This is a genomic window from Pseudomonas sp. S3_G06 (assembly GCF_054667565.1).
Map to the genome: position 1 here is coordinate 2,437,742 of NZ_CP162738.1, position 19,582 is coordinate 2,457,323.

Genomic DNA, 19,582 nt, shown 5'->3' on the forward strand with positions numbered 1-19,582 from the left:
ATTTAACGTAGACGCGCACACTTCAATTTTGGCGAAGCGTTTTTACACACTCTGGGCCAGAAGCAGACATAGAGGTGAGATTTCCCGGGGCAGCTTTGCGCTCTTATTTCGGCCATTCGCGAAGCCGATACCTACCGACGAAAGCGGCCAAGCTTTCGCCTCTGCCTTCGCACTTCATTATTCGAAACTCAACATTACAGATGAGGGAGCTTTTTCACCGAAGAGCTTCTCTTGGCGCTTTTTCTGGACCTTAATTGCTCTATTGCTGATCTCCCGACTTATCGTCGGCATAAACGCCGTGAAGATGGCTGTTGGTGCTATCGAGGCTTCGGACCATATGTCAAAACGGCCATCGACGATCTTCATAAACAGAATGGACGCGCTCCAGAAATCCTCCTGCCGTTGGGCATTTAGCATCTTTGCATACCAAGTCTTTGCCCAAAGGTTCCTCGCATACGAATCGCTCGCAGTTGAGTGGGCATTGCCAATGAAGCCCTCGGTGCCCTCGAAGCGGGACAGAACCGCCTCAGCGTGGACGCTATCGTCGCAAAAGCCTGCAATCATGAGCGCAAGTGCTGTCTCGTACGGACGGTCCGTGGCAAGAAGTTCATCAATGTAGGTCTGTAGAATTGCCACCTTTCCGCAGAGATGGGCCGCGATGACCTCGCGCGCGATGTCGCTGTCACTTTGCGGTGTCTGTAGGCGCCTTTTGCATATGTCCACCATCGCCGGGCTGGCAGTGTTGCTCCAGAGGACAATGGTCTCTACAGGGATTTTTGCAGCGCCGGTGACACGACGTATGGTTGGGTCCAATGCCAAAATGCGGGTAATGAACTCAGGTGCTAGCGGATTGCCGCTGGCGCCAAGTGCGACCGCTACCTGGAGAGCGACGTGGTGAAGATGACGGAGCTTTCGATCGGAGGTGGCGACCAACATCTTGAGCCAGCGCTGATCGCGATCAGCATCCTGTCCGATGATCGATTTGATGCCGTCGAACGTGAGGTCGGAGAGTATTAGGTCTGCTTCAACAGCCGTGAGCTCACCGGCAAAGTGTTCATAGGCGCTGTTCATGCGGCGTTGGCGCTCGTCGAACTGTTCTTCCGTTTCCGAAAGCCGATTCATCTGGGACGTAAAGTCATTTTCCGACGGAGCCCGTTCCGTTAACGAAACCAGGGGAGGCGCGAGGTCGGACACTTTCGGCGCCCCAGTCTCAATCTCCGGCAACTCCACATCACCCTCATAATCCAATGCCTTCACAAGCGCGGCTTCGATGCGAGCGGCGATGGCATCATCCTGTTCGGCATGTAGCGTTTCGGCGGCGAACCCGTAGTGGGACACGTTCATTCGATCAAGCGCGGACTCCATCTCTATCAGGCCCGCTTCCAACGCTTTCAATATCGCCGTGGACCCGTGCCACTCTTCGAAACTGTTGTCGCGCTTGCTCGGCTTTTCTGCGCTCCATCCACTATTTATGACTTCCTGTAGTAATGAAGTGTCGCCGCTTGATGCGGCGAGGGCGAGCGCTTCATGCCGGAGTTTTTTGAGTGGAGATCGGATGAAGCCTTTCACAATACCGGCAGCGCGCGGTGTGAGCGGCGATTCAGAATAGTGGATTGAGGCAAGAACCGCTGTCTGCGCATGCTCATTTCCACTCTGCAGAACACCCTCCAGCACCTGTTCCACTTTTTCGGGTGTTGCACTGCGCACGCATGAGAGCAGCTCCAGCAGGAGGGTCTCGCCCTGCATTTTTGCGATCGCGTCGAGCTGCTCGTCGGCGGTGAGATGCGGCAATGCGATGATTGCGGAAAACTGTGCCGTAAGGAATTCGTCCCGATCGTCTTGCCCTTCTTTATGCGACGCGGTGCTAGATACACTGGCCGAAAGGAAGCGTTGGGCAAAGTCTTTTGTGAGGGCCGCACTATGCCGTAAAAGCATCAATACGCCCTGAAGCCGCGCATGCCCGCTTCGGCCGAGCACTTCGCTCGCGAGTGCACGGTGCGTATGTATTGCATCATCAGGTACGAAGCGTGCGACACCGGCCCGAGCGCCACGGAAGTAATGGTCCTCTTGGGCCATACCCCGGCTCATGGCAATTTTTTCTGGGTCAATCTGTCGATAGTTTTTGGCTGTCGCGATAACATTATCTGGTTCAACGGTATTGGGATTGCAAGGATCAACAGCGCTGTATTTTTCTTTTATAGACCAGCCTTCAAAGCGTTCTTGGTCGCGTGTGAGTTCACCGCGGATACGGCCCCCCTCTTTGGCGTCGCCGACATCCCCGGTGCCGTACAGGATGCCAACGCGTGTCCACGTCCCCACGCTGGACGCGTGTTCCGCCGGCAGCGCTTCCAATCCCTTCAGGATTGCTGATCGAGTCTCCTGCCAATCGACGCGGTTGTAGTGAAGAACCTGCTCGAATTCTGCATAGGGCACCGACGTTGATGAATTGAGTGCGGCAGAAAACCGCCAACGGACAAGATAAGTTGCAATCTCTTCTAGCGGCATACCAGCCAGAAGATAGAGAGCGAAGCGACTTATACCATCGAACCTAGGGTGCGGAGCGATTACGAGGTTCCTAGTCATGAAGGATCGCTCGACTTCAGTCAGTGCAGCCTGACGTTCTTGAATTTTAGCCAAGACTCTATTGCGCTCTTCGTCAGCCTGAGTGACAGATCCATGGCCCGACGTACGGTGCATCCCTCGTTCTGGTACAAGCGAATAAAAGGACAGCCACCGCTTCGTAGATTCCAAAATGTGCTGCCAAATTCCCGGCTCGTTGCGCCGGTTGAGTAGCGCGTAAAGCAGCCACTCTTTGCTGGCGATGTGCTCTTGAGACAGGTATACATTCTCAGCGGCTTGCAGGAAAGCGAGCGGAGCCGATTTTGCTAGCACGGCGAAGGCGTCGGCCTGGCTGTTCGGAAGATTCTGCAGTGATACGAATTTTTCGATCAGCGCGGAGCGTATCTCGGGGCTCGTTTCATCTTCAAGGCAAGCGATCTGCGTTGCGAGCAAGATAACCTTGGCCGTTTCATCAAGTGCGCTGATCGGTTCCAGTATTGTCGCTAGCTTTTCTCGCGGGTCGCGTTCGTTGCGCAACTCGCGTTCGAGTTGGCCGACGAGGTAGAGCGCGAGTGCCAGGTTGAGACCATCGAGTTTTATCTCATACTGTGACGCGCTTCCTTTTACCGAGGAAAAGAACCGGCTCGATGCAACAGCTTCGAGTTGGGCTTCTTGGACGGCATCGAACAGCCGAAGATCATCCGTATTCTGCGCATTCGCTCGAGCCAATACCTTAGCTGCAAGGTCTTTCAAAAGGTCAGCGAATGCGGGCGCCGAAACTGTAGCCGCCCCGTGCTGCTCCATCCTGCGCATATGTTCAAAGAGCAGCCGCCCGACGCTTAGCTCATCCAAAAGCTCGATGGCCTTGGCTTCTATCAGCTCAATAGCGATACCAAGCAGTCGAGGATTCCGAACGGATTCGAGAACCTCAATCCTGGTGTTGGAGAAGTCGATACCGCGACTGCCCAATATCTGTTTCACGTCATTGATGGACCACTCGGCCAACGTGATCGTCCTTACTGCACAAAATAGCGTTTTTTTGAGATACGCCCAGTGCTGCGTACGGGTGGTGACCACCAGGCAGCCGCCCAGCTCCTTCAAGCGTAGCGCGGCGCGATCGAGCCAGCGCCCCCAGTTCGATTTGAGCGGTTGGTTGAGCCCGTCCGCTATGAGAGTTACGCGGACGGAGCTTGCAGGAATGTTCGTGCGCCAATCTTTGAAGCGGCGCCGCCAGCGCGCGATCACTTGCGGCGTAACATTTCCATCTGTCTGATAGATCAGTTTGCGGATTAGGAAGTCATCGAAGTCTTCTGCATCATCTCCGGTCAAATCGTCGGCAGGACACAGGACGAGAAGTGATTTGGGATTTGACAGATTCCAGCTCTGGACAGCCAGCCAGGATTTTCCGACTCCCTCTTCGCCGACAATTGCGTAGATTTCGCTTTCTGGAGCTCCGGAGAATGCCTTTGTAAGAAGCGCACGCTCAGGTCGGTCGAGTGCCGAGGGGCCGGACGGATCAAATGGGGAGAGTGGTTGGCCGAGCTCGGCGCGCGCCTGCACTCTGTCTGTGAACAACCGGCCCAGCCATTCTTGGTTGAGCGTCTTGGCGTGGCCCAACCCAACGTCTGTGACGAGTGATTTTCTGAGCGCACTCAGCCTTGAGGGATAATCCCCGTGTTTTTCAAAGTGATCGATTGCTTTGATAGCGGGTGCGATAAGGCCCGATCCAAGCTTTCCGGTGAGTCCTTGTTCGATAATTGCTTTGGATTTTGAACCTGCCGCAACAGTGGCGACAAGCAGCGCCCCTAGATCGTTATTTGACCAGTCCAATACCGTGAAGCCGAAGCCGTTCTTGGCCGAAAATTTACGACCGTCTTCGACTGTTTGGGATGCCACCTCGCATGTTGCTCCGAGTATCCAGAGGTCCACCACGCCGGTGTCGTCGTTCGCAACGTCGAAAAGCTTTGTCGAAATATCGTTCTTCGAAAGGCCTTCTTTGTAGCGTTTGCCCTCGAAATATGTTGCCCCACCATCGAACGCCGAATCACCGTCACGTCCTCGCTGCGTACCTGACTTTGCGAGACGGAAAGATTGTCCTGTGATTTCACCTAGTACGACTCCGAGTAACCCTTCAAATCCTTCGGGGCCTGAAGGATCGAGGGCTAAAAGGGCGTCCTGTAGAGCCTTCGCGTGCATTTTATCTGCTGTGTTCATGCTGGAATGACGGTTCCACAAGTGTTGCAGCCAATGGGAGTTAGGGGGGCGTAGCTTTGTCAGGTGAACACTTTACTTCACCTTTTGGCTAGGTTCGCAAGAGTGAAGGTGTCGGTTGCAGAACGACAACTTTCCGGACCTCCCGTTTTTAAAAGCAACGAATGTCTTCAACTGGTCGATTTCTACCTGTCGCCATCACCAGCTTTGGGTCTATTGTAGCTGGTCGCGAAAGGCAGGAACCGGCCATACGCAGACGTTCGCAAGCGGTCGCAAGCTGCCAGAAACAGCCCATGTACTAAGTCGCAAATGAGTAGCGTCAAGCCGCCAATGATGTTATATCGAAAATAATAACCACCATCTAAAGAACGTAAAATGTCACTCAACAATCCCGAAACTGCGCAGCGACTTCTAGATGCATGGAAAGCAATAAGAGAGGGGACGTTGAAATTTCCTCCATCACTACAATCCCATGCGGATGAGCTATTAGCTGCTCCTTTGACAGCTACTGGATTGGTAGATACTAAAGATATTTCCAGGGAGACTGTATTGATGGCAACAAGCTTTGGTGCAGCGATGTCGGTACAAAGACAAGAGGCTTTAAAGGAAAAAGCTCATCAACCAACCACTGGCATGAACGAAGTTCAAGTTAAACTTTTTGCCCTTTTCAGCTCGCTTTTTTCTGCATTGACAGGTCGCTCGGTCGATCTGATAAATGACGTGGCCGAGATTAAGCAAAGGTTGATGTGGCGTGTTAAGTATCAGCCAGACGTGTTCGCCGGCTCAGTAAACCAAGTAGCAGAAGAGCTGAGTGAGTTTTATAATTGCCACTCCACAAACATTTATCAACATGCAAAGACTTTCGGTGGAATGAGATTAGTAACTGGTGGCCAGCGTCAATTTGGCCCATCCGCACTCAATGCCGTTCGCATAACCGGTCTTTACGCAGATACACAACTAATCCCAGACCCTATATATCCATTCATAAGTTCCGACCTAAACCTAAATGCTGCGCACTTGCAACTTGCCATTCAACTTTTCCACATTCTACAGTTGCGGCCATTAGTGGATGCTCAGTTTCCCGTGCCAGCCGTTTTTGTTTTTCCTAGCTTCGAGGAAGTATTGGAGAGGAACGATGCACACACCAAGCTGGGGCTTGAGGAGTTAGCGATTCGCTTGATCTCGCCACTTTGCCGAGGGCAGATTCAATCACTAGAGGAGCTAGTCGAGTATTCAAATAAACAGGAAACTGCATTTCTTGACGCACTGATGCCATCAGGCTTGTTCATCCCTCCAGGCGGAAAACTAGGGATTCAACTCAGCGCAGCCGAAGCGGCAAGCCAATATATCAAAGAGCTTGAGGGAGTACGGTCGCCTCTAGTTTTGGATCAAATGAAACGCGTGTCCACCGGCCCACTGCTTCTTAATGGCGTTCTGGAGAGAATTCGCCCTCAGTACCATTTATTTGAGAATTCCAACGAACTTGGGGCACAAGCACTTCTTTCACAGCCTGTTCACTGGCACTATTTCGAGAAAATTGCGCAAGCAAATGCCAGAGATCTACGCTCTAAAAATGTTATTTCTGATCAAGCGCTTCAGACGCTTCACGCGATTCAGGATGACAGTCTATCCTGGCTTGCTAATATCCGCGTAAAGACTCTCGCTCAGCTAATTTCAAATAACGAACATCGATGGCTCCGAGAGGAGCTCAACAAATATACAACCCAATTGGCGTCCACAGGCCCCATTGATACAAATGAAATGATCAAAGAAGTCAGCCACGGTCTCGCTTCGCTGGTACAGCGGCAACGCAAGAGTCTTAAGGATATTGAGTTAAAGTATGCACCGAAAAAAGCAGCAGTCCTTACAGGCAGCATCATGGGTGCAGGCCTAGTAGCATCGGCAGTCATGCTTCCCTTACTTTCCCCGTTCCTTGCAGTAGGTGTTCCCACAGTTGCACTGGCAGGCGCAGCTAGCGGTGCCCTCATTGGTTTTGGTAAAGAAAAAATAGGCGAAGTCGTTGAGAAGCGTCATGCGGGTCAATCTATGCTGGGCGTGCTCGCTACAACCAGGCCTATTTAATACCCCGCGTCCGTCCACTGCCATATCTGATTAGTTTGAGCGAGATGCTGGAGAGGGGCAGGTTGGTACGACTAACGCTCCAATACTGCCCCCTTTGAGGCCGTCCATTGCTCATTCGTCGATATCAATCTCGAGAGCTTTCAACACTGCTGCAAGAGCATGATCACAACCTTCGGCTAAGTGAAAGAAGTGCGAACGGAAATTCCCATGAGTGGTACGTGCTTCCCGAATAGCGACAGCTTTTTTTTCGTTAGTCGCATGTCCCCGGATCTCATTACGAAGCTCATGGAGTTTTCTCATCGGCGCCAAGATTTGCTTAGCGTCCTCCGCGGTGATTGAGTTTCCCACGAGATTTTCATACAACAACTTGAGCGAGCGCCAGTTCGGCTCCAGATCGCGTCCTTTTTTCTCAGCCATCTTACGCAGTGGCTTGTCGAGAAAGCCTTCTACCAGACATTGATCGAGAGCCATGACTTCATCACCCCATTCCTTAGGCGAGTCTGTGGCTGGAGCAAGCACGCTATCGATCAGCTCCTCACCGCGAGGGTTCCACCAAGCAGGCTTTCTCTTATCGAGCGTTCGGATCTTGCGCTTCAGCGCATCCAATGGTTGATATTCGGTGTACCAATCGCCTTCGATGTCCGTTCGATGCGCGCGCTCGGAGATTGGGGCCTTAGGCCATTCGTTGAATGCCTTCCAGTAGAGTTGTTCGTCATAGGGCAGATTTGATAGGTCCCAGATGTACGCATGAACTTGGCCGGCCTCATTGATATCGTAAGATTTAAGGTACCAAGCTCCTCTGCACGAGATGCTCCGGTCCTCCAGCGTGTACTTCTCAGGATCCCCCTTGAAACGATTTAGAACCTCTGCCCTGAAAAAAACGGGAGATATCTGCCAAGGAAGATCGCTATCTTCAAAATAGCTGACGATGTGCTCGGGGCTGCAAGAAGTCTCTACCTGGCGGTCATTCTTACGGTCATAGATTTTGAAGACCGCGTACTCACGATCTGGATCACCGTCGAAGTCTTTGCGCCACGCCTCTTCTTGTTCTTCAACGGTGGTATTAGGCCTTACCACCATGGCTCCATGCGTGAAGCTCGCCTTACTGGTTGACCCAACATGATAGAACAGATCTAACTCGTCTCGGTTATATCGGCTGGCTCCATCCCAACCGTTAAAGCTACCGGCCACATAGCGAGTGAAATCAAATTTCATTACCAGCGCCATGTCCGCTAGGGCCATGTAATTGTCCAGATCCTTACGAAGGATCGTGACCATTTCCCGCCCCTCTATTTGGTCGGGAATTTGGAGCCTCAATACTCTGATAACGTCCTCGATATCGCCATTATCATTCAGACGACAATATGCCTTTCGCTCATCCACATAGTGAATGTCTAGGCAATGCACGAGTTTTTGGCTAATTTCGATCGGCGTACACCCGGTATGAACACCCTCAAGACGTCGCCGAATGACCAGAGGTTCCCCACCTGCTAAAGCAGACCCGCTGTCCTCTGGAAATGGTGCCTCAATGTAGACACGATGTCCTTCACTGGAACACCAAGACTTCTCGATACGCCAAGTAGTATCGGTAAACAGTGAGAGGTTTTGAAGCGCTTCACCATCGGGTGGAGTGACATTATCGGTTGGAGCGAGTGCCCCTACGATTAGAAGGAAAGGCGCGCTAACGTAAATCACAATCTCGTCTGATCCCGAGTTTTCTTTCATGTACTGAATAGCCAGCTCGGCTTCTTTATACCAAGGATCATCCTGGTCCTCTGGAGCCGTCGCCAACGCAATCAAAGGTCTGGTATCGAAACGACTCATTTCCACTCCCACAAGCCTAGTCGAAGAATTCAGGGGTTGGCCCGGTAAGCCTGATCGTGCAAAAAGATGATCGCAGAGGCCGTCATATTGAGGGTGTACTTAGCAACATGCTCTAGTACTACTTTCTGCATCTCACCGGCACCATGCGAGGTGCTCAGTTTGTTGCGAAGCGTGCCGACAGTCATCAGTGGCTGCTCCCAGAATGTATCCATCTCTGTTTTCTGCATGATGGTCCGAATGAGCTTGGAGGTTGTGTCTCCTTGGGTATACCCAAAGCCTTTCTGCCCACAGATCACCTTCATGACGCTTTCGTAGCTGCTGTTGCACTTGGTGACGCAGTCGCCGAATTTTCCATGCCGAAAATCTTCCAAAGCTGACATGAACTCGGAGTTCGCATTCAGGAATGCAGGCTGACGCAATAACTTCAGAGCAGGCTCGATAGCCGTCTCGTGGATCGCTTGACTTTCCTTTGGGATGACCTTCGCCTGCTCACGGATTCTGGTGAATTGAGTAAGGGCGCCTCGGTACATTTCCTCCGTCGTTTCCCATACCGGTTTGGTGACGAAGTAGGGAAGATCATCTACATTTAAAAACTCGTTCAAACGATCAATCACGGGTTCATGTTGACCGCCTATGTAACGCCATCCTTCGTGATGGACTAGGTATTCAATAGCATCAAGGAAGTGCGGGTCGCTGCAGTCACGCAGAAACTCGAAAGCATCATCAGCATAGGAAATATTTTTCTTCCCTGAGAGGTTTTGGTGCCCGAGTAGGTAGGAAAGCCGGTCGTGAAGAAACTCTAGGGATTCGACCATGCCCGGACCAACATCCCGAATGAGCATGAATGTCCTCTGCCGAAACTGCTGAGTGAGCTGCTTTCTAGGCTTAGTCTGGTTTTCTCTACGTCGTGAGAAAACGTTGAAGATATTTCCTATCACTACGACACCTTTGAGCCTTTTAAAGAATTGCATCATAGTCATGAGGGTGTCGCATAGCCATCATCTGAACGTGGCCGCCAATCGCTAGTTGAGTGCTTTACCCGCAGTAAAACGAAAGATCTTTTGTTGGTCTCTTGACGTCGCCTCATCGTCGTTGAGTCTTTTTCATTCATTTGGGTGGTGAGTCGGAAGTGTCTGCTTTTGGCCGTGTCCTGCCTGTCACAACGCACCAGGTTGGCTGCAAAAATCTCACTTTCGATGAAAGTTGCTTTCCATCAAGCACAGTCTCTCGATTGCGGCTATGAAGTTTAGGGCGATCATGAGCCTACCCAAAACGCCAAATAACCGGCCAAATTCGTTTCCGCTAATAAGTGTCACCCCCTTGATTTCAAAGGCCTCCAGAGCATTAATGAATACTGCCTAGCGGAAACGAATACAACTTAAGGCATTGAAATATATGGATTAATCTTCGGACTTGAAAACCGTCGACTGTAACAGGTCCATGAGTTCGAATCCCATCGCCTCCGCCATCTTATATACGACAAAGCCCTGATTATTCAGGGCTTTGTCGTTTCTGCGAGACATGTTTTGCGCAGCAGCGTTTGCGCATCTATTGAGTCATTTCTCAGCAGTGCCTTGTACATCTGAGGCGCTGCTGTCCAGATAGCCAATGCGTACTCGCTCAGCCAAGCGACTCAAAGACAGCCTCCGCACGCTGTTGCACCGGCGCCTGAGGTCTGAGCATTTGCTGCCAGGCGAGCTGCGCCTGGACCTTGGCCACCGAATCCAGCACTTTCTGCGCCCAGCGCTCATCCTCGGGATGCACCACGACCACCCGGAAGCCATGATCCTTGCCTTCAATCTGCACGCCCTCCGAATCATCGACATGCAAGTCGATATCGAACGCTGGCGGATACTTGGAAGGCGCATTCGACATCCCGTGCGCCGTCAGCGCACGGTTGTGCAGCACACTGTTGACCACGCCGTCGACGCGGATACCGTACAGCGCCAACCAGCGCCTGATATAGGACGGCGTACGCCCGGATGAGGTGTAGACCCAGACACTGCAATCCTGGCGACGCAGCTCGCGGATCAGCGATCGTGTGCCCATCCGCAAAGGTTCACCCAGCCAGCGATGAATACAGGCCGGTAGTCGACTGTTCTCGACTGCGCAGTGATGAAGCTGGCAGGCGAGCGTGTCATCGATATCGAACGAAATCCGTATGCGCTGACGTTCGAACAACTGCGGCAAAGCGCAGCGGATAGCCTGCCCTGCCCGGCTGCCGAAGATTCCCAATCTGGCAAATGCTGGTGCCCAGTTCATCAATGGCCACCTTGAGAGAGAGGCAAAGGCTTGCCTTTGAGAAAGAACTTCATTGGATCGGGCGCCTGTTCTTCTAAGAATGCTGCATATTTTTTCTTGATCTTTGGCAATTCGTACAACGCCTTGACGCCATGCTTAGCGGAGTTGCGGATGACCGAAGACGGGTTGAAATAGCCCTCGGCGTTTTCCAGGGTCAACACGAATGGAGGCAGCCCTGCCCGCATGAGCAAGTAGCTGACAATCAGCGAGCCACTGCGGTTGTTGCCTTCGATAAACAGCTGCGGCTTGCTCAGAATGCGCACATAGACACCCGCTGCACGCTTCCAGACTGACTCACTGCGATAAGCGCAATACCAGTTGTACAAGTCCTTGATGCCGCCCTCGACGTTGTTGAAGAAGTGCGCCTCAGTGGCCGCCAGATGCTGGGCGTATTCGAGCCGGCGTGCCGGATCCCGGCCGCAAAGCACTGTGGCATTGATCTCCAGCATCAGGTTCAGTTGCTGCAGATCGAACAGCTCGACGCCGCGGGCAACATATTCGTCAACCAACGCATAGCCTTCAAGCATATTGTGCAGAACTTCGTCAGTGAACGGGTCCCGGGGCTCGGTGAAGTGCCGGCTGAGTTCGGCGAAACGGCTCTGCACTTTCCGCAGCGCGCGTTCAATCGCAGGCAAATCAAGGCGATGCGTGGCAGGCATTGGAGCTCCTTGGAAACGCTTGGTAAATGTCCACCGATGCCCGCCAAATCCATTTGGCTTGTGCAGGTAGGCGGCCGTGACCGGTGTTGAGGCTTAGCTGAACTTGCCGCTGATGTAATCGCCGGTCATCTGTTCACGCGGATTGTCGAAGATCTGCGCCGTCGGGCCCATCTCGACCAGATAACCGGTGCGTGTGCCCTGGGAAATATCCACCGAGAAAAACGCCGTGGTGTCAGCAACACGGATGGCTTGCTGCATGTTGTGGGTCACCAGTGCGATGGTGTAGTCCTTCTTCAACTCGACCATCAATTCTTCGACGCGCCTAGTGGCGATCGGGTCCAGTGCCGAACAAGGCTCATCCAGCAGCAGGACTTCCGGCTCAGTGGCGATCGCCCGGGCGATACACAGGCGTTGCTGCTGGCCACCGGAGAGCGACAGGCCGCTGACCTTGAGCTTGTCCTTGACTTCGTCCCACAGCGCGGCGCCTTGCAGCGCATGCTTGACCCGGTCGCCGATATCGCCCTTGTAGCGGTTGAGGCGAAGACCAAACGCCACGTTGTCGAAGATGCTCATCGAGAACGGGTTAGGCTGTTGAAACACCATGCCGATGTAGCGACGCACGACCACCGGATCGACGCCCTTGCCGTAGACGTCCTGCCCGAGGAAATGCACATGGCCCTCGAAACGAAAGCCCTTCACCAGATCGTTCATCCGGTTGAGGCTGCGCAGCACGGTACTTTTGCCGCAGCCTGAGGGACCGATGAATCCGGTGATCTTGTTTTTTTCGATGGGCACGTGGCTGTCACGTACTGCCATGAAGTTGCCGTAGAAAATCTTGTCCAGTTTGCAGTCCATGACTACAGGCGCCTGGGTGACAAACGGAGCGGCAATTTGCGCAGTGGATACGTTCAAAATCAGATGCTCCCGTTCTTAATACTTGGGCTTGCCGAAGATCCGGCTGATGATGTTCACGAACAGCACGATCATCACCAGCACCAACGAGGCCGCCCATGCGAGCTCGAGCTGGTTATCGAAAGGCATGCCGGAGAAGTTGTAGATCAGCACCGCCAATGAGGCAGTCGGATTCATGACATCGAGATTGCCCTGGTGGTAGATCCAGTAGTTGCTGAACAGCGCGGTAAACAACAACGGTGCCGTCTCGCCTGCGGCACGCGCCACGGCGAGCATCACGCCAGTCAGGATCGCCGGCATGCCGGTCGGCAAGATGATTTTCCAGATGACCTGCGAGCGAGTGCAGCCCATGCCATAAGCAGCATCTTTCATGATCTTGGGCACCATCCGCATCGATTCTTCGGCGGTCAGCACCACGATAGGCAGCATCAGGACGGCGAGCGCCACGCCACCTGCCGGTGCCGAATACGTGCCGGTGGTCATCACTACCAAGGCGTAGGCAAATACACCTGCCAGGATTGATGGCAGGCCCGTAAGCATCTTGGCGGCAAAACGCGCGGCGTTGCCCAGCTTGCTGTCCGGCCCCAGCTCAGCCAGGAAGATCGCCGCCATGATTCCGACCGGCACCGCGATCGCTGCCGCGATACCGACCATCACAAAGGTACCCGCCATCGCATTGCCGAAACCGCCGCCCATCTCGAAGCCGGTCGGCGGCAGTTCGGTGAAGACTTCCAGGTTCAGACGCGCGCCACCGCGGGTGATCAGCATGTAGAGCACGGAAACCAGCGGCACGCTGGCCAGCAAAGCACCTGCCCAGACCAGGGTGGTCAGGATCAGGCTGCGCAGCGCGCGGCCTTCGAACCTGCGTTGCAAGCTGGGCATCGCACCGGTTGGCGCCGTCAGGTCTGTTGCTGCGGTCAGATCAGTCATCACTTGTTACCCCGTTGGGCGTACATCATGATCATCGAGCCGAAAATGTTGACGATCAGCGTAATCAACATCAGTACGAGCGCGGCATACATCAACACCTCGATCTCGTTCGGCCCGGCTTCGGGGAAGTTCAGCGCCAGTAGAGCGGCAAGCGTGTTGGCCGGTGCAAACAACGAGAGGGAAATGTTGTTGGCATTGCCGACCAGCATGGCCAGCGCCATCGTTTCACCCAGCGCGCGCCCCAGGCCCAGCACCAGCGAGCCGAAAATGCCGGTGGCGGCCGAAGGCACCATCACCTTGAGAATCGCTTCCCAATGGGTAGTGCCCATGCCGTACGCGGCCTGCTTGGTTTTCATCGGCACAGCCGTCAGCGCGTCCTGCGACACGGCGGCAATGGTCGGCAGAATCATGATCGCGAGTACCAGCGCTGCGGGCAGCAGGCCCGGACCGCTCAGGGACGTGCCGAAAAAGGTATCCAGCCCAGTTCGCTGTTCAACCAGGTCGTCAGCGGCCGAATCGCCGGAATCACCACATAGATCCCCCACAGGCCATAGACCACGCTGGGAATGGCTGCGAGCAGTTCGACGATGGTGCGAAACAGCGCAGCGAGCTTGGTCGGCAGGAAATCCTGGGTCAGGAAAATCGCCATGCTCACGCCAAAGACACCGGCGATCAGCAACGCGATGAAGGCGCTGTAAAGCGTGCCCCAGATGGCCGGCAGGATGCCGTATTTGCCCTGGTTGACGTCCCACACACTGCCCAGAAGGACATCGAAGCCGTGCTTCTCCATGCCGGGAAGTGCCTTGCGTCCGACTTCGAACACCAGTGCAAATACCAGCGCCAGAATCAGTACCACACCGATGCGCGCGAGCGCGCGGAAGGTGCGATCAACCAGAAAATCCTTCGTCGAGGGTGGCTGGCAGGCAGAGTCGGGATTAACCGGTACGACAAAAGGTTTGTTCATGGGCTAAGTCCGGAACAGGGGGAAAACTCTCCCGGCGTGGCGCAGACGCACACGCCGAGAGAGACCTCACGGCGTTACTGAATGTTGGCGGACGCTTTGCGAACCTGTTCGACGACCGATTGTGGCAACGGGATGTAACCCATCGAATCGGCAATCTTCTGCCCCTCGGTCAGGCTGTATTCGACCATTTCACGCATGGCCTTGGCCTTGGCCGGGTTGCCATTGTCCTTGCGGAAAATCATCCAGGTATAAGAGGTGATCGGATAGGACTTGGCACCGTCCGGATCAGGCAGCCAGGCCACCAGGTTTTCCGGCATCTTCACCGCCGCCAGGGCCTCGGCACCGCTTTCGGCGTTTGGTACTACGTAATTGCCAGCCTTGTTCTGCAACTGGGCAAAGTCGACCTTGGCCAGTTTGGCGAAGCCATATTCGATGTAACCAATCGCACCAGGGGTCTGGCGTACGGTAGCGGTTACGCCATCGTTTTTCGGCGATTTGATGAACTTGTCACTGGCCGGCCAGTTGACGGTGTTGCCCTCACCCAACGCCTGCTTGAACTCGGCGTTGACGGTTGCCAGGTGCTTGGTGAATACCGCGGTCGTACCGCTGGAATCTGCACGCACGACAACGGTGATTGGCGTATCGGAGAGTTTCAGGTCCGGGTTGGCTGCGACGATCTGCGGATCGTTCCAGCGCGTGATCTTGCCCAGGAAAATGTTGGAATAGACGTCGCGTGGCAGCTTCAGCCCCTTGGGATTGCCCGGCAGGTTATAGGCAAGCACGATTTCCCCGGCGGTCATTGGCAGCAACTGCACGCCTTCGGCGACCTTGGCGATATCTTCGTCTTTCATTGCCGAGTCACTGGCAGCGAAATCTACGGTTTTGTTCAAGAAGTCCTGTACGCCCGCACCACTGCCCTTGGATTGGTAATCGACAGTGACGCCATCGGATTTCTTGCTGAAATCCTTGAACCAGGTCAGGTAGATCGGCGCCGGGAAACTTGCTCCGGACCCCGTCAGGCGAACATTTTCTGCTGCAAAGGAGGCCGAGGTGGCACAAAGAGATACCGCAATGGCGAGCGCAGCAGACTTCATCAAACTTTTCATTAAATGACACCTAGTGATTACGGGCTCCCGAACTCTGCAGCAGTTTTGTGACGATTTCATGAAAGCAAAGTGGCAAGCGTTACCCTCATGGTCCGCAGCACCGCATATGGACGTAATCGCTTGCGGGTTTCGAAAATCGAATTTTCCTGTGCCGCGCTTGTCATTACCCCCTGATCCCGAGCAGTCACGCGCCAGGTTCACATTGCAAAAACGCTACTTTTCCCCAGCCTTTATGGCCGTCAACCGGAAATGGCGTTAGCATTTCACTCATTCGGCTGAACAAGCCTGTTTATTCAGATCAGGGTCGCATTGTGGAAAAGCTAAAACGCCTTCAAAGCGGGATCGAAGGGCTCGACGCGCTGCTTCAGGGGGGCTTTGTCGCCGGCGCTTCATACATCATTCAAGGGCGCCCGGGCTCCGGCAAGACCATCCTTGCCAACCAGCTAGGGTTTCACCATGCCCGCAACGGCGGCCGTGTGCTGGTCGCCACGTTGCTGGCCGAGTCCCACGACCGGCTGTTCCAGTTTCTGTCGACCATGAGTTTTTTCGACGCTTCGCGAGTCGGCGCGGAAATTCAGTTTGTCAGCGCATTCGATACGCTGGAAAACGAAGGCCTCGATGAAGTCGTGAAGCTGCTGCGACGCGAAATCACTCGGCAGAAGGCGACCGTCATGGTCGTCGACGGCCTGCTCAATGCACGCTCCAAAGCCGACTCGCCGATCGACACGAAAAAATTCATCTCTGAACTGCAAGGCCATGCCGCATTTGCCGGTTGCACCGTGCTGTTTCTCACCAGCTCGCGCCTGGACGACGGCAGCCCCGAGCACACGATGGTCGACGGCGTCATCGAAATGGGCGAAGAGCTGTTCGGTACCCGTTCGGTGCGCCGCATTCATTTGCGCAAGACTCGCGGCAGCGGCGCGTTGACCGGTCTGCACGAATGCGAAATCACCGATAACGGCCTGGTCGTCTATCCGCGCCTCGAAAGTCTCTACAAGCGCCCTTCCGCCCCTGACAGCGCGGACATGACGCGCATTCCAAGCGGCATTGCGTCGCTCGACGAGATTTTCGGTGGCGGCTTGCACAGCTCCAGCGTCACGCTGGTCATGGGTCCTTCCGGCATCGGCAAAACCACGCTGGGCCTGAAGTTTCTCGCGCAATCTACGGCCGAAGCGCCTGGCTTGCATTTCGGTTTCTATGAAAGCCCGCAGCGCCTGCGCCTGAAAGGCCGTTCGCTGGGCATTGATATCGAACACATGGAACACAGCGGTGCGCTGGGCATTGCCTGGCAGCCAACAACGGAGGGTTTGCTCGATGGCCTCGGCGCACGCCTGCTGAGCCTGGTCGATGAGAGAGGCATCAAGCGCCTGTTCATCGATAGCCTCAGCGGCATGACACGGGTGTCAACCACACCGGAACGCATCACCGACTTTTTCAGTGCATTGATGAACGAACTGCGGTCCAGAGGCGTGACGGTCTTTGCCTCCTGGGAAATGCGCGATTTGTTCGGCTCCGAGGTCAGCGCACCGAACTCTGACCTGTCCAGTATTGTCGACAACCTGATACTCATGCGTTTCTTTGAGAATCACGCTGAACTTCGCAGGACGCTTTCCATTCTTAAGGTACGCGATAGCTCCTACAACCCGTCGCGGTTCGAGGTGGTTGTACGCGATCAAGATGTGTTCCTGGAAAAGGCTTTGAAAAATGAACCTTCAGTCGCAGCTGAGTCATTGCCTGGTTCAATTTCGTAAGTCTTCAAGCGGGTTGAAATAACATGACCACCATTCTGGTAGTCGACGACGAGTATCTGATTGCTGACATTCTTGGCTTTGCGCTTGAGGATGAGGGCTTCATGACTGTGACCGCGAGCAATGGCAAGAAGGCTCTCGAAGTGCTGGAAAGAGAACGTCCAGCCCTGGTCATCACTGACTTCATGATGCCGGTCATGGACGGCCTCGAATTCGCCGAAGCCGTGCGTGCCCAGCCGTCCGTCAAACACTTGCCGATCATTCTCATGAGTGGCGCGCAAGCGCACATCGGCATGCAGCGTTCGGATCTGTTTGATGTGGTGGTGCCCAAGCCGTTTGATATTGCGGTGATTGTGGCTGAGGTAAAGAGGCTGTTGGGCTCATAGATACTCGACGACAAAGGCAATTTCGGCATTGGCATCGCCCGCTCGCATTTGCGCATTGGAAGGCTCGATGCGCACGAAGCGGGCTTGCAAGGAAACGGATGCATTACCGCCGCTCGATGTTGGCGCTTTCATTATGTAATTCTGGTTCAGCTTGAGTATCGTCCTGTCACTGAAGCGCATTTGCAATGCCAGCCCTTTGGCAGTGGAATTACTGTTGAGGTGTACCACGCCGGTATCAGCGCTCCATGCAGGGCTGCCCGCAGTGGGCGAAAAGGAGTACCTGAAGTTATTGATTCCGGGAGGACAGTTTTTCATATCAAGAAAGAAGTATTTCTCCTTGGCATAGTCACCGTTCTGCAAAAAATCGCTCATGGTGTAGCTGCCCATATCCACTTTCACATCAGGTGTTTCACAAGACTGCGAGACGATCCGCGTGCCATTTGTATTCATTGCCAGAGGCTCGATTTCTGCAGCGACGAAGGTCCCAAGTTGGCCTGAGGGTATCGTCGCACTGCCGGAAATAGTTCCCGTCTTTACAAAACGCAAGATGTGCTCAGAACCATTCCAACCCCAACCGCCAGCAGTGTCAGTAGTTCCTGGAAAGCCTTTCCACGCTTTCCCCGATGGCGGTCGGACCCATTGCCAGCCGATTCCGGTATTTCCGATAGGAAAAATCTCCGCGCCCGGCTGAGTAACGCCGACAGTATTGCGTACACCTTCGTTGTGTACCGCAGAGCACCTGAATGAGCTGGGTATGGCGCCCAGGGTCACGATCGGGCTTTCATAGATAACCGTGCCGTTGGGCGTGTCACGAGGCACCGAGATCGTGGCTGGAAGAACCACCCTGACACTGCCCTTGGAATGGTCGGGATAAAATTCGCAAACTGCAGCCATTGCGTTAAATGGCAGTAAATACAAAAAACCGACAATTAAAACATGGGAAAACTTCATAGCAATCTCTCTGAACTCGCCGTGTTTGCAAACATTTGAATGGCGGACGATTGCGTGAACTATCAGCAGTAAACGCCACCAAAGCGGCAGCAGACGATAATGAAAAAAAGGAGCTTGAGCAAAAAGTTTATTTATTCGCAAACAAGACAATTCTCATGGACCCACAAGAAACTTTAGATAGTCGGTTTAAACAAGAAGCCTTCTGCGAATTCGTTAACAAATGTTAGCCGTTATCGACATACGCAAATAGAGCACAATTTAAGACTCGTCTTAAAGGCCCAGCGAATCGAGGTTATTACACTGTCTACTCTTGATAGGAGAAACGATTCCGTGAGAGCCCTCGATACCCTCAATAGCTCAAAACCCCAGAGCAACGCCGCCATCTACTGCCTGACCATTCTTGCGCTGGCACTGATCGCCATGACTGTGGTCGCCGGCTACCAACTCAATGAACTGTTTCCACTGAAGGCTGTGGTGCAACAACAGGAGGTCCAACTCACCCAGCGCGCCGATGCAATCCAGTCGATGAGCGCAGAACTGAAGCGCCTGGCGGAACAGAAACAGGTTTTGGAAACCGACCTGCTTAGCGCAAAGGAACAGGCGAAGGCCGCTGAGCACGCAAAAACCGAACTCGAAAACAATCGACAGGCAGCCCTGACCAGCGCGGCGTTAGAGGATGAAGATTCACTGTGCGCGATCATCGAGCAAAACATCCGACTTGTTGCGGACCAACTCAATCGCGACGATTTCTTCCGCCTGCGTGATGAGCGCGAAGCTGAAGCCGAAGCGGTACTTGAAAGCTATGAAAAACAACTCGCCAGCTGCATTGAGCAGTTGACAGCACAAACCGCATCGCCAGCACAAACTGACTCTGCACCCCATGCGCAGGACTTTGCTGCGCCGATCGAGCGCTGATCAAAAAGCCCTGGTAGCCAGGGCTTTACGTTTA

The 19,582-nt window shown here is 54.0% G+C and carries 13 protein-coding genes and 1 pseudogene; 4 read left to right on the plus strand and 10 right to left on the minus strand.

The genetic code is table 11. The features are described 5' to 3' along the window. Nucleotides 1–177: 177 nt before the first annotated feature. Nucleotides 178–4,773, minus strand: a complete 4,596-nt coding sequence (locus tag AB4N47_RS10920) for an NACHT domain-containing protein (protein WP_460154530.1) — start codon at nucleotides 4,771–4,773, stop codon at nucleotides 178–180. Between the two features lie 372 nt (nucleotides 4,774–5,145). Between AB4N47_RS10920 and AB4N47_RS10925 the strand changes: the two genes are divergently transcribed. Next, entirely contained in the window at nucleotides 5,146–6,852 is a 1,707-nt protein-coding gene (locus AB4N47_RS10925) for a hypothetical protein (protein ID WP_460154531.1), read from the plus strand. 111 nt (nucleotides 6,853–6,963) lie between these two features. Here the strand turns inward: AB4N47_RS10925 and AB4N47_RS10930 are convergent, their stop codons facing one another. The 8 genes and pseudogenes from AB4N47_RS10930 to pstS all read right to left on the minus strand — a co-directional run bounded on the left by AB4N47_RS10930 (nucleotide 6,964) and on the right by pstS (nucleotide 15,548). Beyond that, a complete protein-coding gene (locus AB4N47_RS10930; RefSeq protein WP_460154532.1) occupies nucleotides 6,964–8,676 on the minus strand; it encodes a hypothetical protein in 1,713 nt (570 codons plus the stop codon). A 29-nt stretch (nucleotides 8,677–8,705) separates the two neighbouring features. Further along, nucleotides 8,706–9,656, minus strand: a complete 951-nt coding sequence (locus AB4N47_RS10935; protein ID WP_460154533.1) for a DUF7014 domain-containing protein — start codon at nucleotides 9,654–9,656, stop codon at nucleotides 8,706–8,708. A gap of 640 nt (nucleotides 9,657–10,296) precedes the next feature. Further along, nucleotides 10,297–10,938 carry a hypothetical protein gene (locus tag AB4N47_RS10940; RefSeq protein WP_341637637.1) on the minus strand — a complete coding sequence of 214 codons (642 nt, stop codon included), beginning with the start codon at nucleotides 10,936–10,938 and terminating at the stop codon, nucleotides 10,297–10,299. Continuing rightward, a complete protein-coding gene (locus tag AB4N47_RS10945; protein WP_341637638.1) occupies nucleotides 10,938–11,636 on the minus strand; it encodes a hypothetical protein in 699 nt (232 codons plus the stop codon). The genes AB4N47_RS10940 and AB4N47_RS10945 overlap by 1 nt, the downstream gene beginning before the upstream one ends. 93 nt (nucleotides 11,637–11,729) lie before the next feature. Continuing rightward, the gene (pstB, locus tag AB4N47_RS10950; protein ID WP_016774591.1) at nucleotides 11,730–12,491 is read right to left on the minus strand and encodes a phosphate ABC transporter ATP-binding protein PstB; all 762 of its coding nucleotides are present in this window, start codon (nucleotides 12,489–12,491) and stop codon (nucleotides 11,730–11,732) included. 75 nt (nucleotides 12,492–12,566) lie between these two features. Continuing rightward, nucleotides 12,567–13,478, minus strand: coding sequence for a phosphate ABC transporter permease PstA (gene pstA / locus AB4N47_RS10955; RefSeq protein WP_341637639.1), 912 nt, complete (start codon nucleotides 13,476–13,478; stop codon nucleotides 12,567–12,569). After that, a pseudogene (pstC, locus tag AB4N47_RS10960) lies at nucleotides 13,478–14,442 on the minus strand (phosphate ABC transporter permease subunit PstC). Before pstC ends, pstA begins: the two are co-directional and overlap by 1 nt. Nucleotides 14,443–14,516: 74 nt before the next feature. Beyond that, the gene (gene pstS, locus AB4N47_RS10965; RefSeq protein ID WP_051600442.1) at nucleotides 14,517–15,548 is read right to left on the minus strand and encodes a phosphate ABC transporter substrate-binding protein PstS; all 1,032 of its coding nucleotides are present in this window, start codon (nucleotides 15,546–15,548) and stop codon (nucleotides 14,517–14,519) included. Between the two features lie 311 nt (nucleotides 15,549–15,859). Here pstS and AB4N47_RS10970 point away from each other — a divergent pair, with 311 nt between their 5' ends. Beyond that, nucleotides 15,860–17,299 carry an ATPase domain-containing protein gene (locus AB4N47_RS10970; RefSeq protein ID WP_110599497.1) on the plus strand — a complete coding sequence of 480 codons (1,440 nt, stop codon included), beginning with the start codon at nucleotides 15,860–15,862 and terminating at the stop codon, nucleotides 17,297–17,299. Between the two features lie 23 nt (nucleotides 17,300–17,322). Beyond that, nucleotides 17,323–17,682 (plus strand): response regulator, encoded by a 360-nt coding sequence (locus tag AB4N47_RS10975; RefSeq protein WP_016774585.1) that lies wholly within the window; start codon nucleotides 17,323–17,325, stop codon nucleotides 17,680–17,682. Here the strand turns inward: AB4N47_RS10975 and AB4N47_RS10980 are convergent. Continuing rightward, nucleotides 17,677–18,633 carry a fimbrial protein gene (locus tag AB4N47_RS10980; protein WP_056785684.1) on the minus strand — a complete coding sequence of 319 codons (957 nt, stop codon included), beginning with the start codon at nucleotides 18,631–18,633 and terminating at the stop codon, nucleotides 17,677–17,679. The two genes, AB4N47_RS10975 and AB4N47_RS10980, sit on opposite strands and share 6 nt — an antisense overlap. Before the next feature lie 330 nt (nucleotides 18,634–18,963). Between AB4N47_RS10980 and AB4N47_RS10985 the strand changes: the two genes are divergently transcribed. Beyond that, nucleotides 18,964–19,548, plus strand: coding sequence for a hypothetical protein (locus tag AB4N47_RS10985; protein WP_016774583.1), 585 nt, complete (start codon nucleotides 18,964–18,966; stop codon nucleotides 19,546–19,548). Nucleotides 19,549–19,582: the final 34 nt, after the last annotated feature.

Excerpts from the sequence above, each read along its gene's own strand:
- AB4N47_RS10920 (WP_460154530.1), bottom strand. The coding sequence starts at position 4,773 with ATGAACACAGCAGATAAAATGCACGCGAAGGCTCTACAGGACGCCCTT.
- AB4N47_RS10925 (WP_460154531.1), top strand. The coding sequence starts at position 5,146 with ATGTCACTCAACAATCCCGAAACTGCGCAGCGACTTCTAGATGCATGG.
- AB4N47_RS10930 (WP_460154532.1), bottom strand. The coding sequence starts at position 8,676 with ATGAGTCGTTTCGATACCAGACCTTTGATTGCGTTGGCGACGGCTCCA.
- AB4N47_RS10935 (WP_460154533.1), bottom strand. The coding sequence starts at position 9,656 with ATGACTATGATGCAATTCTTTAAAAGGCTCAAAGGTGTCGTAGTGATA.
- AB4N47_RS10940 (WP_341637637.1), bottom strand. The coding sequence starts at position 10,938 with ATGAACTGGGCACCAGCATTTGCCAGATTGGGAATCTTCGGCAGCCGG.
- AB4N47_RS10945 (WP_341637638.1), bottom strand. The coding sequence starts at position 11,636 with ATGCCTGCCACGCATCGCCTTGATTTGCCTGCGATTGAACGCGCGCTG.
- pstB (WP_016774591.1), bottom strand. The coding sequence starts at position 12,491 with ATGGACTGCAAACTGGACAAGATTTTCTACGGCAACTTCATGGCAGTA.
- pstA (WP_341637639.1), bottom strand. The coding sequence starts at position 13,478 with ATGACTGATCTGACCGCAGCAACAGACCTGACGGCGCCAACCGGTGCG.
- pstS (WP_051600442.1), bottom strand. The coding sequence starts at position 15,548 with ATGAAAAGTTTGATGAAGTCTGCTGCGCTCGCCATTGCGGTATCTCTT.
- AB4N47_RS10975 (WP_016774585.1), top strand. The coding sequence starts at position 17,323 with ATGACCACCATTCTGGTAGTCGACGACGAGTATCTGATTGCTGACATT.
- AB4N47_RS10980 (WP_056785684.1), bottom strand. The coding sequence starts at position 18,633 with ATGAAGTTTTCCCATGTTTTAATTGTCGGTTTTTTGTATTTACTGCCA.